Genomic DNA, 17,865 nt, shown 5'->3' with positions numbered 1-17,865 from the left:
GACTCCTCCCTTCCGAATTTGTATCAAAATATAAACGAATTGTTAACTATTAAAACAAATCTTAGTTTAATGCAAAACGCTTTTTATAATCTTGGAAATCAATTGATCTGTAAAATCAGGAGATAAGAACGTGATCAACTCATCTTTGCTGTTAGCCATACAATCTACCGCTCCCTCAACACCGGAGTGGTCGCCACTGGTAGGACTGACAATGATTTTATGTAATTTGCTGGCGATCACGATCGGCTACTACGGCATCTCCAAGCAAAACCGAGGCAAGGGCCCAGCTTTACCCGTTGCACTCCCTGGAATGTTCAAAGGCTTCGGCGTACCAGAATTGCTGGCAACAGCCAGCTTCGGTCACTTGCTCGGAGCTGGAGTAATCTTGGGCTTGGGTAACGCCGGAGTTCTGTAAAAACCTAGGGAAAGGCAAAGGCAAGGGGTAGAAAAGATATAATAGAAACTCTTTCTTGCTCTCCTTTCCCAGGAAACTTCATGCAGACAGGTTGGCGAATCGGCTCTTTATTTGGCATCCCCCTAGTTATAGATTATTCGTGGTTTATAATTTTAGCCTTAGCAACCCGCGAATACGCCAGCAGTTACCGCCTGTGGGGGCCTGCGCTCTCGTGGAGTGCGGGGTTAGCAATAGCTCTGCTACTGTTTGCTTCCGTGCTCTTGCACGAACTCGGACACAGCTTGGCGGCGATATCGCAAGGCATTAAAGTTAATTCTATTACCTTATTCTTATTTGGCGGAGTAGCTTCGATCGACTCGGAATCAAAAACTCCCGGTCAAGCTTTTCAAGTAGCTATTGCCGGCCCTCTCGTGAGCTTTGCGCTGTTTTTAATCCTCGGTTTGGGTTCTCAAGTTCTTCCCCCGAAAAGTTTGCTAGCAATTGTCACCGAAAGGGTAGCACTAATCAATCTCGTTTTGGGATTATTTAACTTAATTCCCGGTCTGCCTTTGGATGGAGGACAAGTTTTAAAAGCAGCAATTTGGAAAATCACCGGTTCTCGATTGGCCGGCGTTCGCTGGGCGGCAAAAACAGGACAAGTTTTAGGTTGGCTGGCTGTTGCTTTGGGTCTGAGTTTATGCTTTTTAGCCCGCGAGTACGGCGGCTTGTGGATTGCGCTGATCGGCTGGTTTGGCATTCGCAATGCCACTGCTTATAGTAGATTGACTTCACTGCAAGAAGCATTGGTTAAAATTAAAGCCAGCGATGCGATGAGCCGCGAGTTTCGAGTTGTAGATGCAGATTTGACTCTGCGAGAATTTGCCGATCGCTATTTGTTAGAAGTCAATCCGTTTCCATTTTACATTGCTGCGACCAACGGCCGGGATTTGGGCTTAGTGTCGATCGACGATATCCGCTTCACAGAACGCAGTCAATGGCAAGTTCAGACTTTGCACAACATTTTGAAACCCCTGGGAAAAACCCCCACAGTCTCGGAAAAAGCATCCATCGCAGAAGTAATTAACAGCATGGAAGCCCGTCAACTCCCCCGAATCATCGTCCTCTCGCCGATTGGTTCAGTAGCGGGGACGATCGATCGGGGCGACGTGGTTAAAGTTTTGGCAAAATACCTCAAACCCCAGATTTCAATGGCCGATATCAAGCGCAGCAAAGAAGAAAACAGCTATCCGCAGGGATTGCACTTAAGTGCGATCGCCAAAACCGCACAAGAAAATTAAAATTTTGGCATCAGTAAGGGGCATTTACGAGCGCACCAATGTTAGATTGTTGAAACCAACAATTATTAATATGCCCAAATTCTTTCATCAATTTCATCGTCAGTGGAAGGAGAGAGGGTGGAGTTGGAAAAACTTAACTTATTCCTTCCCCTTCGCTGACTTGCAACCTCTTGCTATTATCTGGATTGTCCTGACCGGAACTCTATTGGGAGTGCGGCATTTAGGCGGTTTACAGCCACTAGAATTAAATGCTTACGACCTCATGGTGCAGTTGCGACCAGATCGGGGTCCTGACCCCAGGTTGCTGATAGTTGAAGTCACAGAGCAGGATATTAATACTATTGAAAAATGGCCAATTTCCGATCGCACTTTAGCAAAAGCGATCGCAGAAATAGCACGTCTTGAACCCACAGCTATTGGCATCGATATAATTCGCGACATTCCTTACGAGCCCGGGAATGCAGAATTAGCAACTCAATTGAAAAACCCAAAAGTATTTCCGATTACCTTCCTTGGCCAATCAAAGTACCAGCAAGTGCCACCCAATCCTAACATACCAGAGAAGCGGGTAGGATTTAACGATTTAGTCTTCGATCCAGATGGTATAGTGCGCCGCAATTTGATGTTTGCAAAGAATGGTAAAACGACAATGACTTCATTTTCAATGCGGCTAGCTTTTGCCTATTTAGATAGCAAAAAAATAGATTCTAAATTGACAGACAAACAAGAAATTCAGGCAAATAAAATAGTATTTTCAAAATTGCGAGAGGACTCAGGAGGTTATCAAAACATTAATGCCCAAGGCTATCAAGTTATACTCAATTACCGCTCGGCGGAAAAAATAGCAAATAGCGTGACACTCACTCAAGTTTTGCAGCGAAAAGTAGAGCCGAAATTGGTGAAGGGTAAAATAGTCTTAATCGGTGTTACAGCCCCAACTGTAAAAGATATTTTTTCTACTCCTTACAGCGCTACTAAAAACGGTAATATCCCGACGCCTGGGGTATTAATTCATGCAGCGGCAACCAGCCAAATTCTCAGTGCAGTGTTAGACGGCAAAGGGCTATTTTGGTATTGGGACGAATGGCAAGAAGTTCTTTGGATCGCTGTTTGGAGTGCAGTGGGCGGCTGTTTAGCTTGGCGGCTAGAAAAATCGCTGAATTTGATCGCGATCGCGATCGTAGCTTGCGGTTCATTATTCGGATTCACCTTTCTCCTCTTCATGCAACAGGGGTGGATACCTGTAATGGCCCCTACCCTGGCACTTTTAATCACCGCAGCAGTTGCAGTTACCTATAAGTACGAGCAGTCTAGGCAACAGCAAGGAATTGTGATGAAATTATTAGGACAACAAACATCACCTGCGATCGCAAATGCCCTGTGGAAAGAGCGCGTCCATCTGCTCGAATCAGGGTTATTGCCAGGGCAAAAAGTTACTGCTACCATCATCCTCACCGACTTGCAGGGTTTTAGTACAATCTCCGAAAAACTACCACCAGAAGTGGTAATGAGTTGGTTAAATGAGTATTTATCAGCAATGGCCCAAGAAGTCCAAGCACATCAAGGCGTGATTAACAAATTTACCGGAGATGGAATGCTGGCAGTATTTGGCGTACCCATTCCCCGCACCACTCCAGAAGAAATTGCAGAAGATGCTCGCCTCGCCGTCTCTTGTGCTCTAGCCATCAGTTCCCGCTTGCTAGAAATGAATCAAAATTGGCTCGCGCGCGGTTTACCGAGCGTAAAAATGCGAGTAGGCATCTTTACAGGGCCTGTTATGGTGGGTAGTCTGGGAGGCACAACCCGTTTAGAATATGGAGTGATCGGCGACAGTGTAAATATTGCTTCTCGACTAGAAAGCTGCGAAAAGGAGCGGCAAGAGGACACTTGCCGGATATTGATTGCAGAAGAAACCTTTCTGCATCTGGCAGACAAATTTGAGGTAGAATCTTGGGGGCCTTTGCCTTTAAAAGGCAGGGAACAAAAAGTTAATGTCTACCGGATTTTGGGAAGAAAAAAGAAAGAGAAAGAGAGAATTTATCCCTAAAAATTCATGGAGTCAATATGAAAAAAATTACTAAGTTTCTCATCACTCTGACCTCAGTTGGCTCAATAGTATTGATAGCAACACTTAATGGTTCCCAATTAGCAGTTGTGGGACAGCCGACTCCAGAAGTAGATGGCAAGCCACCCACTGTACCGGGAGGCCCGCGCTTCATTCAGCCCCGTGAAGATAATCTGTCACCGGGCGATGTACCCAGAACGACGCGCAAAGCAGGTCAATGCGTCAAGGGTAAGCTAAATCTAACAGCCTTAGCCCCTGAAAATAGAATCGGACGGACTGTTTCGGAATATCCTGTATTCTTTTTCTACTTGCCTCAAACAGAGGGGGAATTAGCCGAGTTTGTCCTACTAGATCAAAGCGGCAACCAAATTTATAAACAGGATGTCAAAATTAGCAATTTATCAGGGGTGATCGGCGTTAGTATCCCGGCTAACCAAAATGTGCCACCCTTGGAAGTAGGCAAAAGTTACACTTGGAAAGTCTCAGTGGTTTGCGACCCTAATGACAGATCGGGCGATCTGCTCGAAAGCGGTGTTGTACGGCGTGTTGAACTCAGTGCAGATATCCTCCGTCAATTAGATCAGGCTGATCCGCGCCAGAAAACTGTCATTTATGCTGAAAATGGGATTTGGCAAGATGCCCTCAGCACCCTAGCTGCCGCTCGCCAAGCCAATCTTAACGATACAGAATTAGCTGCTGACTGGGAAAGCTTGCTGGATTCTGTGAAATTGGGCGAAATTGCCAAAGAGCCGATCGTTCCAACTCAGCCACAACCCTAAGCTGTACTGCATTTAAATTTAACTTTTTTGGCGTCGGAGCAACGACCCACAAGAGTTTTAATAAAAATAAGTGTACAAATTTTTAACTGCTCTCAGTAACAGCCAAGATGGCCGTTCCACAAGAAATAATTTTTCTTGTAAAATCGCCCTCTTGGCTGTTACGAAAAGGCGGTATATCCCACAATAATTCTCCCATAAATATGTGGAACGGCCATCTTTGCTGTTCCGAAAAGGTGGCAGGAAAGCCCGTCGCCCAATATGCAGATTAAATGTCAAACAGCTTATTACTTGTTAATTCCCCAATATCCTGCCATTCCCCATCCGAAAGTGGCTGCACCTCCAAATCAATCCCAAAACAGCGACAAGCCGCCGCACTCAAACCATCAATTACAGTTGCAATCAAATCATCTCCCCTTTCAGATATAGGTAATTTTACAGGAATTAATTCCTCCCCAAAAACTTGAGAAAACAAACGAAAATCTGGCTGCAAACGCATCGAACCGTGCTGCAAAATAGCATCACCCCGTCGCAATTGCGCGCTACCAATTAACTTGCAGCCATCAAGTGTAACTAAATCCGCACCCGTCGCAGTACCAAAACAATTCGGATTGTGAATATAACCCCTTCCAGCTTCCCCGTATTGCAAATCCAAACCCATCGCCCTCCAACCCTCAATCAAAAACTCGCAAATAGTCTGATAAGCTTTCATACGGCTGCTTCCAAATCCCGACGCCACAACAGCATAAGTTAAATCCCCTTGGTGAAGTACGGCGCGCCCGCCGCTGGGCCTCCTCACCAACTCCACAGGCATTCCCCGCCAAGACAAATGTTGCCAAAACTCCGGCCACCTGCGCTGGTGGTAGCCCAAGGAAATCGCCGCCGGTTGCCAAGTGTAAAATCGCAGAGTTGGCGGATGTTTGCCCGCTAGATGCTGTTCCAGCAGCCATTGGTCGATCGCCATCTGCACGCTACCAGACACCGACAACAGTGGAATTAAACGCCATACAGAATTAGCCATCAGTCCCCTGTCCTGAGTTTGCACTCAATAATTCACAGAATGTTTTAAAATTAGTAACAGTTTTTTGGGCCTGTCTTCTCAGTTGATGCAAGTTTCACGCCCGTCGGTGCTTTAGAAATAAATAGAAAAAATAATCGCAGAACCATGAGCAACAGTGTAATTGTCATTAACGACGAAAAATTTGAAACAGAAGTCCTGAAAGCTGAGCAACCAGTGCTTGCCTATTTTTGGGCGAGTTGGTGCGGGCCTTGCAAACTGATCGCGCCTTCGGTAGACTGGGTGGCGGCCAACTACAGCGATCGGCTGAAAGTGGTTAAAATGGAAATTGACCCCAATCCTAATACTGTCAAACAGTATAAAGTAGAAGGAGTCCCAGCTCTCAGGCTGTTTAAAAATGCCGAAGTAGTGCTTTCTCACGAGGGAGCTATTACTAAACAAACTTTGGTCGGTTTGCTCGACGCTCACTTATAAAGTTTGGAAATGATTCGGGAGTTTCCAACTCCCAACTCACAACTATAGCAATCGAAAATATTTTTTAACCTCTCTCTTTTATCCTCAATATTCCTCTCTGACTCTGCGCCCTCTGCGCTCTCTGCGGTTATAAAAAAAACCTTTACAAAGCAGCACATAAAAATGAAAAAAAACTAAATCAGCCATGTAAAAAATATTAATATGCCCAAAAAGTTAGAAAAAATATGCAATTTGCTAAACGTTTAGATCCACTTCAATTTAATGTATTTGCCGATATGGATCGGGCAAAAGCTCAAGCTAGAGCAGCGGGGCAAAATGTGATTGACTTGTCTCTGGGTTCTTCGGATTTGCCAGCGGCTGCTCACATTACAGATGCGATCGCACATTCTCTGTCCGACACCAGCACCCACGGCTATTTGCTATTTAACGGGACAAGAGATTTTCGGGAAGCAGCAGCTATTTGGTACGAGCAAAAATTTGGAATTGCAGTCAATCCAGAAACAGAAGTGCTGCCGTTAATTGGTTCCCAAGAAGGCACGGCGCATATGCCTTTAGCTGTACTAAACCCTGGAGATTTTGCCTTGTTGCTCGATCCGGGATATCCTTCCCACGCAGGCGGCGTGCATTTGGCCGGCGGTCAAATTTATCCGATGCCGATATTAGCAGAAAATGCGTTTTTGCCGATATTTGAAGATATTCCGACAGCAGTGCTGGCTGAGTCAAAGATGATGGTTTTGAGCTATCCTCACAATCCTACAACTGCGATCGCCCCGGTTGCTTTTTTTGAGAAAGCTGTGGCTTTTTGTCGAGAACATCAACTTGTTTTAGTTCACGATTTCCCTTATGTGGATTTGGTGTTTGACGATTCTGTAGGGGCGGTGCCCCCGTGCCCGCCCTCTGGTAATGAGGAAGAATATCGAAAATTGATGGCGCCGTCAATTTTTCAGGCGGATCGAGATAAGAGTGTGGCGATCGAGTTTTTTACACTATCCAAATCCTACAGTATGGGAGGTTTTCGGGTCGGATATGCGATCGGCAATTCCGAATTAATTGCAGCGCTGCGACAGGTAAAAGCGGCAGTGGACTTCAACCAATACCGAGGGATTTTGAACGGAGCGATCTCCGCATTAACAGGCCCTCAAGATACCGTCAGAACCAGCGTAGAAACCTTCAGAAAACGGCGGGATGCCTTTGTAAACGCGCTACAGGGCATCGGCTGGCAAGTGCCCGTACCCCCCGCCACCATGTACGTCTGGGCAAAACTGCCGGAACCTTGGGCCCAAGATTCCGTGAAATTTTGCACTCAGCTAGTACAGAGTACAGGAGTCGCAGCTTCCCCCGGTGCCGGTTTCGGGAAATCAGGAGAAGGCTACGTGCGATTTGCCTTAGTCGAGTCGCCAGCAATTTTGGAAACAGCAGTTAGAAAAATTGCTGAGTTTCTCAATAGAGCGATGTGATAGGTGTCAACTTAACATCAAAAACCCTCGTGAGACTTAAGCCCACCAGACTCGATCTTTGAGGCAGGGGTTAAAACCCCTGCCGCACTGGGGGTTTTGACATTTTTGGACATAGGATGAAGGGCACGGCGTCTAAGTGCTTACCCGTAGCTCAAGATGGATGCAATTGCTAAAATAGTGTGATTTCTACCTAAAGGAATAGATATTTGCACGCAGTATCTGTCAAAATTTCAGTTAACAAATGTTAACGTGAGACATCTTGGGAATTACCAGTTCCGCTCACCCACTCTAAAAATCCTTGAAGTGAATTCTCTCGGGGTAGCGATTGTTCCGTAGCTGCTAGCGCACACCCGAAAAAGACCACACTGCCCAAAATTGCAATCAGCGGAAAAGGCTTACCCAGCCCAAAATCCCGCTGAAGGCGAGCTAACGGTCTGCTCTCGCGCCTGAGCATCTTTCCCACCGTCAGTTGTTTGAGACTAAAAGGATCGCGCACAAAATGACCGCTCCAGCTAATTACCATATGAGAATGGCAGTGGGGACAAGTGAATAGTCCACTGACCATCCCGACGGGGCCTACGACGCTAGAACGGTTGCAGATCGGGCAAGTGACAGAATGAGTGTTATAGGTGGGAGCGTTCATAAGTGTTTTTCTTGATTAAAAAAAACTAACAAGTAATTGGGAGCCTGTGTTAACGCTTAAGGTATAGACCTTTAGAGGCACTTTTCCTTAATTCCTAGTTTACCGCTCCGATCGGGTCGATCGGAGCTCACTGCTTGGGAAAACCTTCAAATTGCCAATCCCGCAACGAGTGCAAGTCTGGAGCACAGGTGAGATTATATTGCAAGGGAGTTACAGTTATTCTGTTGTCGCGAATAGCTTGTACGTCTGTAGGAATATCATGCGGCACCGCCGAATCGGCGATTTCTTCTACATCTTCTAACAATTCCCCAGCCAGCCAATAATAAGTTTTGCCGCGCGGATCAGTGCGCTTTTGAAATATGTCGAAATAGCGGCGAATGCCTTGACGGGCGATCGCAACTCCGGTAATTTCTGCTTGTGTGACTGCTGGTATGTTGACATTCAACAGCATCGGTTTCGCCATTGGCTGTTTTTCCAACTGTGCCAGCAAGGTGACAGCGAAATCCACCGCCGGTCCAAATTCCTGCGAAGTAAAGCTGGCGAGGCTGAAAGCAATGCTGGGAATTCCTTCCATAATTCCTTCCATTGCTGCCGAAACCGTACCCGAACAGATGATATCCGTGCCTAAATTGGGCCCGTGGTTGATACCGGAAAGAACAAAATCCGGCGGTTTGTCAAGTAAAGCCCACAAAGCGAGTTTCACGCAGTCGGCGGGAGTACCCGAACAGGCCCAAGCTTGGACTGCAGGCTCAAAAATAGATTCGACAATTTCAGCGCGGATGGGTTGGTGCAGGGTAAGGCCGTGGCCGGTAGCAGAACGCTCTCTGTCGGGACAAACTACGCTCACGTCGTGGCCAGCGTCGGCGAGAGCGTTGGCGAGGCTGCGGATGCCTTGTGCAAAGATGCCGTCGTCGTTGCTAATTAAAAGTTTCATTGAAATTTTTATAGGCCTTATAACAATACTAAACTAGATTTAACTAGCGCGATCGCTCTAACATCGAATTACCTATTACAAATTATCCGTAACTGCCGAAAATCTAAAATCTAAAATCTAAAATCTAAAATCAACAAGACTGTAGAGCCAAAATTGCGCTAAACTCAACTTGGCCCAAAACTGCCATCAATCTAAAATCTAAAATCTAAAATCTAAAATCAAAATGACTGTCCAGCTAAGCGACATTGAAACTCAACTAGAAATTCTCGGTCAAGAGTCCAAAAGTGCGATCGCCACTGCCAATACCCTCGAACAACTCGAACAGTTGCGCGTCGGCTACCTCGGCAAAAAAGGCCAACTCTCTCAAATTTTAGGCATGATGGGCAAACTGTCGCCAGACCAGCGACCCAAAGTAGGTGCGATCGCCAATACAGTCAAAGAAGCCCTGCAAGCCGATTTAGAAGACAAGCGCGCCGCCCTCCAAACCGCCCAAATTCAAGCCAAATTAGCCTCAGAAACCATCGATGTCACCATGCCGGGGATTTTTCGCCCCCAAGGCCGCGTTCACCCCTTAAACGCCGTCATAGACCGCGCTCTCGATATCTTTGTCGGCCTTGGTTACACCGTCGCCAACGGCCCGGAAATGGAAACAGATTATTACAACTTCGAGGCGCTCAACACACCGCCCGACCACCCAGCGCGGGATATGCAAGATACATTTTACCTACCAGGCGGCGACTTGCTGCGGACTCAGACATCATCAGTGCAAATTCGCTACATGGAACAGCACAAACCGCCGATTCGGATTGTCTCTCCCGGCCGCGTTTACCGCCGCGATACTGTTGATGCTACTCACGCGGCAGTTTTCCACCAAATTGAACTTTTAGCAATTGATGAAGGTCTGACATTTACTGACTTGAAAGGCACAATTAAAGAGTTTTTGCGGCAAATGTTCGGGCAAGATTTGCCGATTCGTTTCCGCACGAGTTACTTTCCGTTTACCGAACCTTCTGCTGAAGTTGATTTGCAGTGGAACGGCAAATGGTTGGAAGTTTTGGGCTGCGGAACGGTCGATCCGAATGTTCTTAAAGGAGTCGGTTTAGACCCAGAAAAATATACTGGGTTTGCGGCCGGTTTTGGAGTCGAGCGGTTCGCAATGGTACTTTATGAAATCGACGATATTCGCCGGGTTTATGCTAGCGACTTGCGCTTTTTGCGGCAATTTTAAAGCATGGTTTGGGGTCGGTTCTACCCACCCTCTAGAGATTTTGCTTAAGCTATAGCAGTTCTCAATAAAGTGAGGTATGCCCTATGCCCTAGATTGGAGATTACCTTATGTTACTGAGAAAGGCTATACATCAATTTTTCAGTTTCAAGTAAGCAGACAAGAGCGACAAAACCATAAGATGTGGTGGGCGGGTGAGTGCAAGTAGCTCTTGCTATCAGACTTTTTTCAGGTCAAAACCCGCCCCCTCACATCAGTTTATTCATGCCCGCTTACTTAAGTAGACAAGGGCTTTGCACTTACCTACTTATTTATTTTCTAATTGTTAAAAACATCCTTGATGCTGTCAACAGCGCGCTCTACAGCATTCTTGGTATTATCTACTGCTTCCTGAGTCCGAGCTGAATCTTCCGATGCTCTTTTCTCAATTGTGGCTGCGTCTTTCTTAGCTTTGCGCTCTACTACACTACCATCATCCGATGCTCGATCGACTTTAGCAGCATTTGTCTTGGCAGTTTCCTTAACCTTCTCTTCTGTATCTCGGATGAAGTTCTTGGCTCGTCCAGCATCTTTGCTGGCTTTTTCTTGAACCGCATCGCCCGCATCTGCTGCTGCGATCAAGTTTACAGCAGGAGAGGCCATTGCTGCGGTGTTAGAGAAGAACCCACCAGACCACACGAAAGCCATCGCACAGACGCAAAGAACAGTTGCAGCGATCGAGCGCCCTAAAGTCGAAAGCCGTTTCGTAAAATAATTCAGTTTCATAGAATACAAAGCAAGATATGACATTCTATTTTTACTCGATCGGAGCGATCGGCGTAACCGTTCTCTAGATAGAGGTTATCCACCGACAAGCGGTTAAAAAAGTTCCCTCTTTTGATAGATTCAAGCAAGGAATGTCAGTCACTTTTAGATTTTAGATTTTAGATTTTAGATTTTAGATTTTAGAGTTGACTCCCCAGCCCCCATTTGGAAGCTTGAACTTTGGTGAGTCGATTAAAGATTAAAGATTAAACAATTGACTCCACAGCGGGAGCGCAGATCCGCGCGCTTAAGTAGATAGGCGGAAAAAATTATCTCTCTGCAACTAAAAATTAACTAGCGTAATTCAAGTTAAATTTAACACATTGTTTACGGCCAGTAAGTAGGTGCGACAGTCAAGCTATCATCAATCGGGCGATTGTTTTCATAAAATATCGCTTCTAAAGAGCGTTTCACGGAGTGACCATCGCTTTGAACTACATACATATTTTGCCGCTCATCTACTTATTTAGGAATATGTTGTTCCCGAAATTGTGCGTGGGATATCAACATATAATACTTATAATGACTAATCACAATTTAGGAGAAAAGTCAATACCGTTTCATCAATTCCCTTTAGTTTCAAAGGCTTATATTTAACAATGCGATTTTCCTCAACATAATCCGCCACCGCCGCCGAAATTAGCACCGTGTTTGGTTCCGTCACTTCTTGCAAGCGGGCGGCAATATTTACGCTCGGCCCGATCGCAGTATAATCCGATCGATCGGGGCCGCCAAACATCCCCACCACCGCAGTACCTTGGTGAATTCCGCAGCGAAACCGCACCGGAGGCACCCCATTTTCCCCAACAATTCCCTGCTCCAACCAGCCCTTGTTAAGCTCCTTCAGAGCTTGCAGCATTTGGCCAGCAGCAGCCACAGCGCGGCGTACTTGCTCGTTAGGCGTGAGTTCCTCCGGCGCGCCAAAGAAAGCCATTACCGCATCTCCAACAAACTTGTCAACCGTACCGCCACTGTCAAAAATAGCCTTAGTCATTGCCGCCAAATATTCATTCAACAGCTCAGCTACCCGGCGCGAGCGCAGCGTATTTGCCATTTGAGTAAAACCGACAATATCGCTAAACAAAATAGTAATCAATCGCGGTTCCGGGCGCAAATCCAAAGCCAAATCTCCAGCCGCTGCGGCCTTCACCATCGCCGGCGGTAAAAATCGGCGCAGCACCGACTCAGTTAAATAACTGTTCAACTGCTGCACTCGGCGCTCGTTTTGTTTGAGAGCGATCAAATTCCGCACTTCCGCCAACAATTCTCGATCGTTAAAAGGCTTGGACAAATAAGCATCAGCACCCCGTTCTACTCCTTCAATTCGAGTATCTTCGTCGGCTTTAGCAGTCAGCAAAATAGCCGGAGTTCCCTGCAATTCCTCATCCTCTCGAATCATGCGAATTAAATCCAAGCCCGAAATCAAAGGCATCATCAAATCCGTTATAATTAAATTAGGGCGACGTTTTTTAGCCACGGCAAATCCTTCTTCTCCGTTGCGGGCGAGCCAAACTGCAAAGCCGGCATCTCGCAGAATTGCCGACACATAAAAGCGCAAATCAGGATTGTCGTCAACCACCAAAACCGTTCCCACTGCAGTTTCTGATCTGATCGGTTGGAGTGCCTCAAAGTTATTATTTTCTGCCTCATTTTCCGACAAATCTGCCTCCACATCTGCCAGTTCCACTGCAGCTTTGGATGAGTGAAACTCTGCTGGTATTTCTAGTACCTGTTCCGGAGGCAAGTGAGTCGAACCAAAGTGCAGCCAAACGGTAAAAGTAGTACCTTCGCCGTAAACTGACTCAACTGAAATTTGACCGCCGTGGAGTTCGACTAATTCTTTGACAAGTGCCAAACCTAAGCCGCTGCCTTCGTAGGAACGGCTAGCTGAACCTTCGGCTTGGCGAAAGCGCTCGAATAAATAGGGAATTTGTTCGGTGCGAATGCCGATACCAGTATCTTTTACTTGCAACAAGCAGTGAGCGCCGGCCGATTCAACTTTCAGGGTGATAGTTCCGCCTTCTGGAGTGAATTTAACAGCATTTGACAGCAGATTGTAAATAACTTTGTCAAATCTTTCTAGGTCCAAATAAAGTAAAGGACATTCTTGCAGTTGGGTAATTAAGTGCAGTCCTTTTTTCTCGCAGTAGGCGCGGAACGACTCTGCGGTAGAGTAACAGAAACCGACTAAATCGCAGGGGCGAAAACTCGGCTGCATTCGTCCGGCATCAAGTCGCTGCAAGTCCAGCAGTTGATTTACCAAGCGCAGGAGGCGGCGGGAATTACGCAAAGCGATTACGGCTTGTTCGTAGGGCAAGTCTTCTTGGAGCCTGCAAGCTGATTCGAGAGGGCCGATAGTTAGAGTGAGAGGGGTGCGGAACTCGTGGGAGATATTTTGGAAAAATTCGGTTTTGAGCCGATCGGCTTCCAGAAGCCGTTCTGCCTGCTGTCTGGTAGTCTGGTAGAGGCGCGACTGCTGCACGGCCAGAGCAGCTTGAGTTGCAACTATTTGAGCCAGGTCAATGTCTGAGATGTTCCACCGGCGGATGGTGTGATTTTGGCGCAGGGAAATGCTGCCGATGATTTTGCCTTCTGAGAGTAAGGGAACGACTAACAGGGCGCGGGCTGGCGATCGAACTTGCAGTTCTGTAACATTTAACTCGGGGTGTTCGTCGAGATCTTCGATCGCCACCGGCTCTTTTGATACCATAACTTGCAATAACACCGGATTGCCCCGAATCGGCACCAAAGACTGTGGCAAAGAAGGATGGGCAAAAACCCAGGCGCGAGTGTTCTCAGCAGCATCGCCAGAAGCCGTCTCGTAGCCCAGAGAGTTCACAACTACCTCTGGATTGGCAATAAAACCCTGTTCTACAGCCACGGTATCCCTATTTGTGTCGTATAGCCCCACGCATTGGACGTATTCATCATCTTCTGTCCACAGAGATAGGGCGCAGCCGTCAACTTGCAAAGCTTGGCCGAGTTGTTGAGTAATGGCTGCAAAAATATTTTGGGGATCGAGACTCGATCGAATTGCCGTAGTAATAGTATTGACTAAGGCCTCGCGCTTTGCCAGCGCCCGCACCCGTTCGTAAGCCCGGGCTTGAGAAAGCGCCAAAGCCGCTTGGTCTGCCACCGTAATTACCAACTGTACCTCGTGGTCTTGCCACTGGCGCGGTCGCTCAAACTGGTGCAGCGCCAAAACTGCCATCAGTTCGATTTTGTAAAACAGCGGTACAATCAAGCTCGATCGAATATTTGCAGCTTCGTAAGCCTGCTGTCGTTGCTGATTATCCCAGTTTAAAACTCGTGAGTCAGTTTGGGCATCTTGAATCACCTCCACATCCAGAGTTTCCCAAACCAAATCCGGCAGCAAATCTGGGGAGAGTTCTGCGGCACAAGCATCTCCGGGCGTGACTTCCTCATCGCCCCCCAACCCTTTAGTTTCTGCCTTTTGGTAAACGAACCACTCATCGGCCACCCGGCCGTCTTGGAACGGCCGCAGCAGACAGCAACTCACCTCAAACATCTGCCCGACAGTTTCCACAATTCTTTGCAGCATTTGCTGGTAATTGGGAGCCGATCGGATAGTATTGGTAACGGCATAAAGCAGCGATTCTTGACTCAAAGCACGGCGCAGTTCATTGGTGCGCGTTTTCAGAAGATTGTGAGTCTCAACAGCTTGACTGACAAGATTTATCAGCTCTTGAGCATCCCAAGGCTTGGTAACGTATTTGAATACTTTGCCAGCATTAATAGCTTCAACTAAATCTTCAACATCCGTATAGCCAGTTAAAATAATTCGGATAACGTCGGGGTACTGAGCTGCCGTCAGGCTGAGAAACTCCGTACCGCTCATTTTTGGCATTCGCTGGTCGGAGATAATCACCGCAACTTCTCCCTCTTTTGCCAAAATTTCGAGAGCAGCGGGGCCAGATTCGGCTCTGAGCACTTTGTAGTCTCGATGAAAGGTGCGGTAAAGCAAGTCGAGGTTATCCGGTTCGTCATCGACGATCAGAATTTTTAGCTTAGGATTTTCTTGGGAATTCATGCACCGTTCTCCTGTGCCCCGGGGCTGTTCGATTTAATAAGTCTGATTAAAGGAAGAATTCGCAGATTTAAATTGCTGAAGTCATACCATTTTCGATTTTCGATTTTCGATTTTCGATTGCGAATGACTGATGACATAAGGGTTGGGATTTTGCCTAGAGTGCCATTATTTTGGGAAAATGGTATCACAATAATTCCTGGACATGAAGTTGTTGTGAGTGTGCGAGGCAACCATCAACCTTAATTTTTGATGTCTGGGTTTTCAATTCGGAATTCTTCTGAGCCACAGTTATCTGTCGTGCACCCCAATTTTATTATTTAATGATATTCATATAAACCCGTCTCCCGATAATTTTCTTTCACCCCTTACCTTTATGCCGCAGGAGAGCAAACACAAATTTGACCATTTTAACTGCCGTCTGGATATTTCAGAATACATAGGAATACCGTCCTGATTGTGAGTTGATTTGCCAAATTTATGTTTGCTCCTGGCTCCTGGGACTATTTTATTTGGTATGTGAAAGCTGCCCGCAACAAGATACAATAGACAACCAACATCTTCGCCTGTGTTTTTTCCCACAAGTAACAGCAACTTTAACAGTCAGCCAAGGATATCGCCCACAATCGGGCGCCCACCCCCTGACTGATATTCGGGGGTGGCCCACAGACCACAGAGGTGTCTGTGGGAGTGACGCAATTGCTGTACCATTTTAGTTAGACTTGCACTTTTTTCCCTGATCTCGGCATGTTTTGTGCCTCCTGCAGACCAACGCCCAAGCCAATTACTGCGGCGAAACACCGCAAGCTCCAGCATCCATCTGTTAATCTTAGCTAGGGATGTACTCTGTGGAAACCGATCAGTCGATTTTAGATTTTAGATTTTAGATTTACTCCACAGATGAATCGGGGAGCTTGAACTAGGGTCTAAAATTTTGATCTGTCCCCGACGAGTGTCGGTGGCTTGTATCGGTTCTTGGGCGGAGTCAATCAGCTCGCTCGATCGAGGTTTTGAAGGTCTCGCTAGCGCGCAGGTTGCAAAAGTACCCCCTAGCTCAACAGGTAAGGCCGGTTCGCGAGGGGACGGGCGATGGATTGCCCAGAACTGGTGAAAGCTGGCGTGCCAGGTCGGGGGGGCGGCAGGGAACATCCGACGCGCCAGCCCGCCCGGTGTTAGTCTGATCGGTCGTTGAGTTTTTCAACTACCGCTTGACGGATAAATTATATTCGATCGGGTATTTCCGTAAGCAGAGAGCGGTAAGATTCCGGGAACCTGACATTAAAACCTTTGTGATTGTTTTTAATACCTTGCCCGCTAAGCTGTCGCGCATTTAATTTGTAAGCTACTGTTTGCTTAAACTCTTGTGATGCCGGCCGAAAGCCAGGGATCGAGCTTCAATTTAAAGGCCAAATAGCTGATCCACAAATCTAGTATTAGGGGATGAGTTTTATTTTTTCATAGCTCGATCATTAAATGCTAAAAATTTTCCCTTTACCTCAAATAATAGTTCTATTCAAGCACAAAAAAATGTAATTTAATCTGGCTACTAAACTATGCCTATAAGTTACGTTATAAGATCAGTATAACCTCAGTGAAGTTTCTAAGATGGTAGCTTAGAAACCAGCGTAAAAAAATTAATATAGTGGCCTGGCATTGTGAATCCTTCATTTTTTTCCTCACCATCTCACCAACAACAAACTCCCGGACTTTCTGGTTTTTCGATCCGGGTCGCTGCGCCCAACGACTTAACGCAGCTAGCTGATATTTTAGCCATGAGCTTTCACTCCCGCGAGGGGTTTGTAGAATGGGTGTATCCAGTGTTGCGTTTGGGCATTTACGAAGATTTAAAAAATCGACTGCGTTCTAAGGCAGAACATTACATTTGTCTGGTTGCTGAGCTAGTCTCGCGCGAGGAGGGAACGCCGAATTATAAATCGCACCGAGCTCAGCGCATGGCAGGAACAGTAGAAATGGCTCTGCGTTCTCGCTTTCCTTGGCAAATACCGAGTTCTGACTATCCTTATTTGTCGAATTTAGCCGTTCACCCGGAGTATCGGCGGCAGGGGGTTGCTCAACAATTGCTCAGCAACTGCGAGGAAACAGCCAGAGAATGGGGATTTTCTGAGATTTACCTCCACGTTCTGGAAAATAATCACGCGGCGCGACAGTTGTACTATCAAGCCGGCTATCGCTTGCAACAGGTGGATTGGAATTGGACTGGTTGGCTGTTCGGTCAGCCGCGCCGCCTGTTTTTACGCAAGCAGATTTCGCTATCTTAAACTAAGTATTGGAATTGATCGTGGGGAATTGGGAGGAAGCAGGAAAAAGGAAAAAATAGCTATCCGTGTATCTTTAACCAAGAATTTCTTGATGGTACAAGCCCCGGATTTATCCGTGGAATCAATCCAAAATCTAAAATCTAAAATCCTCAATCCCCCGAATTTATCCGTGGGGTCAATCCAAAATCTAAAATCTAAAATCTAAAATCTAATGACTTCCGAATTGTGAATCAAGGGAATGGGAATGGGGAATGAGTGATGAGTTTTAGTTTGCTCTTAAGCCCGATCGCACAACATCCTAAAATTATTTGGTAGTAAAAACTTGAGCTACCAACCCTTGTGTACCTGGGAACACCTCAAAAACCCCATACAAAGTTATAGTCATTTCAAATAAGTATGAGACACTCTTTATGCACAATAAGCACGAATAACTTCATCAAGAGATGTGCC

General features: G+C 46.5%; 13 protein-coding genes. 8 read left to right on the top strand and 5 right to left on the bottom strand.

The window, feature by feature from the left end:
• The first annotated feature begins 130 nt into the window (after positions 1-130).
• The 4 genes from psaK to QUB77_RS25955 all read left to right on the top strand — a co-directional run bounded on the left by psaK (position 131) and on the right by QUB77_RS25955 (position 4,536).
• On the top strand, positions 131-415 hold the full coding sequence (gene psaK / locus QUB77_RS25970) for a photosystem I reaction center subunit PsaK (RefSeq protein ID WP_333178782.1): 285 nt from the start codon (positions 131-133) through the stop codon (positions 413-415).
• A gap of 80 nt (positions 416-495) precedes the next feature.
• Entirely contained in the window at positions 496-1,692 is a 1,197-nt protein-coding gene (locus QUB77_RS25965) for a site-2 protease family protein (RefSeq protein WP_333178785.1), read from the top strand.
• A gap of 4 nt (positions 1,693-1,696) precedes the next feature.
• Entirely contained in the window at positions 1,697-3,739 is a 2,043-nt protein-coding gene (locus QUB77_RS25960; protein WP_333178787.1) for an adenylate/guanylate cyclase domain-containing protein, read from the top strand.
• Between the two features lie 17 nt (positions 3,740-3,756).
• Positions 3,757-4,536 (top strand): DUF928 domain-containing protein, encoded by a 780-nt coding sequence (locus tag QUB77_RS25955; protein WP_333178790.1) that lies wholly within the window; start codon positions 3,757-3,759, stop codon positions 4,534-4,536.
• Between the two features lie 265 nt (positions 4,537-4,801).
• Here the strand turns inward: QUB77_RS25955 and QUB77_RS25950 are convergent, their stop codons facing one another.
• Positions 4,802-5,554 (bottom strand): biotin/lipoate A/B protein ligase family protein, encoded by a 753-nt coding sequence (locus tag QUB77_RS25950; protein ID WP_333178793.1) that lies wholly within the window; start codon positions 5,552-5,554, stop codon positions 4,802-4,804.
• Between the two features lie 144 nt (positions 5,555-5,698).
• On the opposite strand from QUB77_RS25950, the gene QUB77_RS25945 reads away from it, so the two are divergent.
• A complete protein-coding gene (locus tag QUB77_RS25945; protein WP_015177073.1) occupies positions 5,699-6,025 on the top strand; it encodes a thioredoxin family protein in 327 nt (108 codons plus the stop codon).
• 224 nt (positions 6,026-6,249) lie between these two features.
• Positions 6,250-7,482, top strand: a complete 1,233-nt coding sequence (locus QUB77_RS25940; RefSeq protein WP_333178796.1) for an LL-diaminopimelate aminotransferase — start codon at positions 6,250-6,252, stop codon at positions 7,480-7,482.
• 244 nt (positions 7,483-7,726) lie between these two features.
• Here the strand turns inward: QUB77_RS25940 and QUB77_RS25935 are convergent, their stop codons facing one another.
• On the bottom strand, positions 7,727-8,125 hold the full coding sequence (locus QUB77_RS25935; protein ID WP_333178799.1) for a hypothetical protein: 399 nt from the start codon (positions 8,123-8,125) through the stop codon (positions 7,727-7,729).
• 127 nt (positions 8,126-8,252) lie between these two features.
• Positions 8,253-9,059, bottom strand: a complete 807-nt coding sequence (gene surE, locus QUB77_RS25930; protein WP_333178802.1) for a 5'/3'-nucleotidase SurE — start codon at positions 9,057-9,059, stop codon at positions 8,253-8,255.
• Positions 9,060-9,282: 223 nt separating this feature from the next.
• On the opposite strand from surE, the gene pheS reads away from it, so the two are divergent.
• A complete protein-coding gene (pheS, locus tag QUB77_RS25925; RefSeq protein ID WP_333076865.1) occupies positions 9,283-10,287 on the top strand; it encodes a phenylalanine--tRNA ligase subunit alpha in 1,005 nt (334 codons plus the stop codon).
• Between the two features lie 315 nt (positions 10,288-10,602).
• Here the strand turns inward: pheS and QUB77_RS25920 are convergent, their stop codons facing one another.
• Positions 10,603-11,049 (bottom strand): hypothetical protein, encoded by a 447-nt coding sequence (locus QUB77_RS25920; RefSeq protein ID WP_333323589.1) that lies wholly within the window; start codon positions 11,047-11,049, stop codon positions 10,603-10,605.
• Positions 11,050-11,614: 565 nt separating this feature from the next.
• The gene (locus tag QUB77_RS25915; protein ID WP_333178809.1) at positions 11,615-15,139 is read right to left on the bottom strand and encodes a response regulator; all 3,525 of its coding nucleotides are present in this window, start codon (positions 15,137-15,139) and stop codon (positions 11,615-11,617) included.
• Positions 15,140-16,791: 1,652 nt separating this feature from the next.
• On the opposite strand from QUB77_RS25915, the gene QUB77_RS25910 reads away from it, so the two are divergent.
• Positions 16,792-17,415: a GNAT family N-acetyltransferase gene (locus QUB77_RS25910; RefSeq protein ID WP_333178813.1), complete on the top strand. Its 624-nt coding sequence runs from the start codon at positions 16,792-16,794 to the stop codon at positions 17,413-17,415.
• Positions 17,416-17,865 lie beyond the last annotated feature (450 nt).

Source organism: Microcoleus sp. AT9b-C3, from assembly GCF_036705485.1.
In the GTDB taxonomy this organism is placed as follows: domain Bacteria; phylum Cyanobacteriota; class Cyanobacteriia; order Cyanobacteriales; family Microcoleaceae; genus Microcoleus.
Note: the sequence above shows the minus strand (reverse complement) of the source record. Positions and strands in the feature narration are given on the sequence as shown.

Coding starts and splice junctions, on each gene's coding strand:
- QUB77_RS25950 (WP_333178793.1), bottom strand. CDS start 5,554: ATGGCTAATTCTGTATGGCGTTTAATTCCACTGTTGTCGGTGTCTGGT.
- QUB77_RS25965 (WP_333178785.1), top strand. CDS start 496: ATGCAGACAGGTTGGCGAATCGGCTCTTTATTTGGCATCCCCCTAGTT.
- pheS (WP_333076865.1), top strand. CDS start 9,283: ATGACTGTCCAGCTAAGCGACATTGAAACTCAACTAGAAATTCTCGGT.
- QUB77_RS25920 (WP_333323589.1), bottom strand. CDS start 11,049: ATGAAACTGAATTATTTTACGAAACGGCTTTCGACTTTAGGGCGCTCG.
- surE (WP_333178802.1), bottom strand. CDS start 9,059: ATGAAACTTTTAATTAGCAACGACGACGGCATCTTTGCACAAGGCATC.
- QUB77_RS25915 (WP_333178809.1), bottom strand. CDS start 15,139: ATGAATTCCCAAGAAAATCCTAAGCTAAAAATTCTGATCGTCGATGAC.
- QUB77_RS25940 (WP_333178796.1), top strand. CDS start 6,250: ATGCAATTTGCTAAACGTTTAGATCCACTTCAATTTAATGTATTTGCC.
- QUB77_RS25955 (WP_333178790.1), top strand. CDS start 3,757: ATGAAAAAAATTACTAAGTTTCTCATCACTCTGACCTCAGTTGGCTCA.
- QUB77_RS25945 (WP_015177073.1), top strand. CDS start 5,699: ATGAGCAACAGTGTAATTGTCATTAACGACGAAAAATTTGAAACAGAA.
- QUB77_RS25935 (WP_333178799.1), bottom strand. CDS start 8,125: ATGAACGCTCCCACCTATAACACTCATTCTGTCACTTGCCCGATCTGC.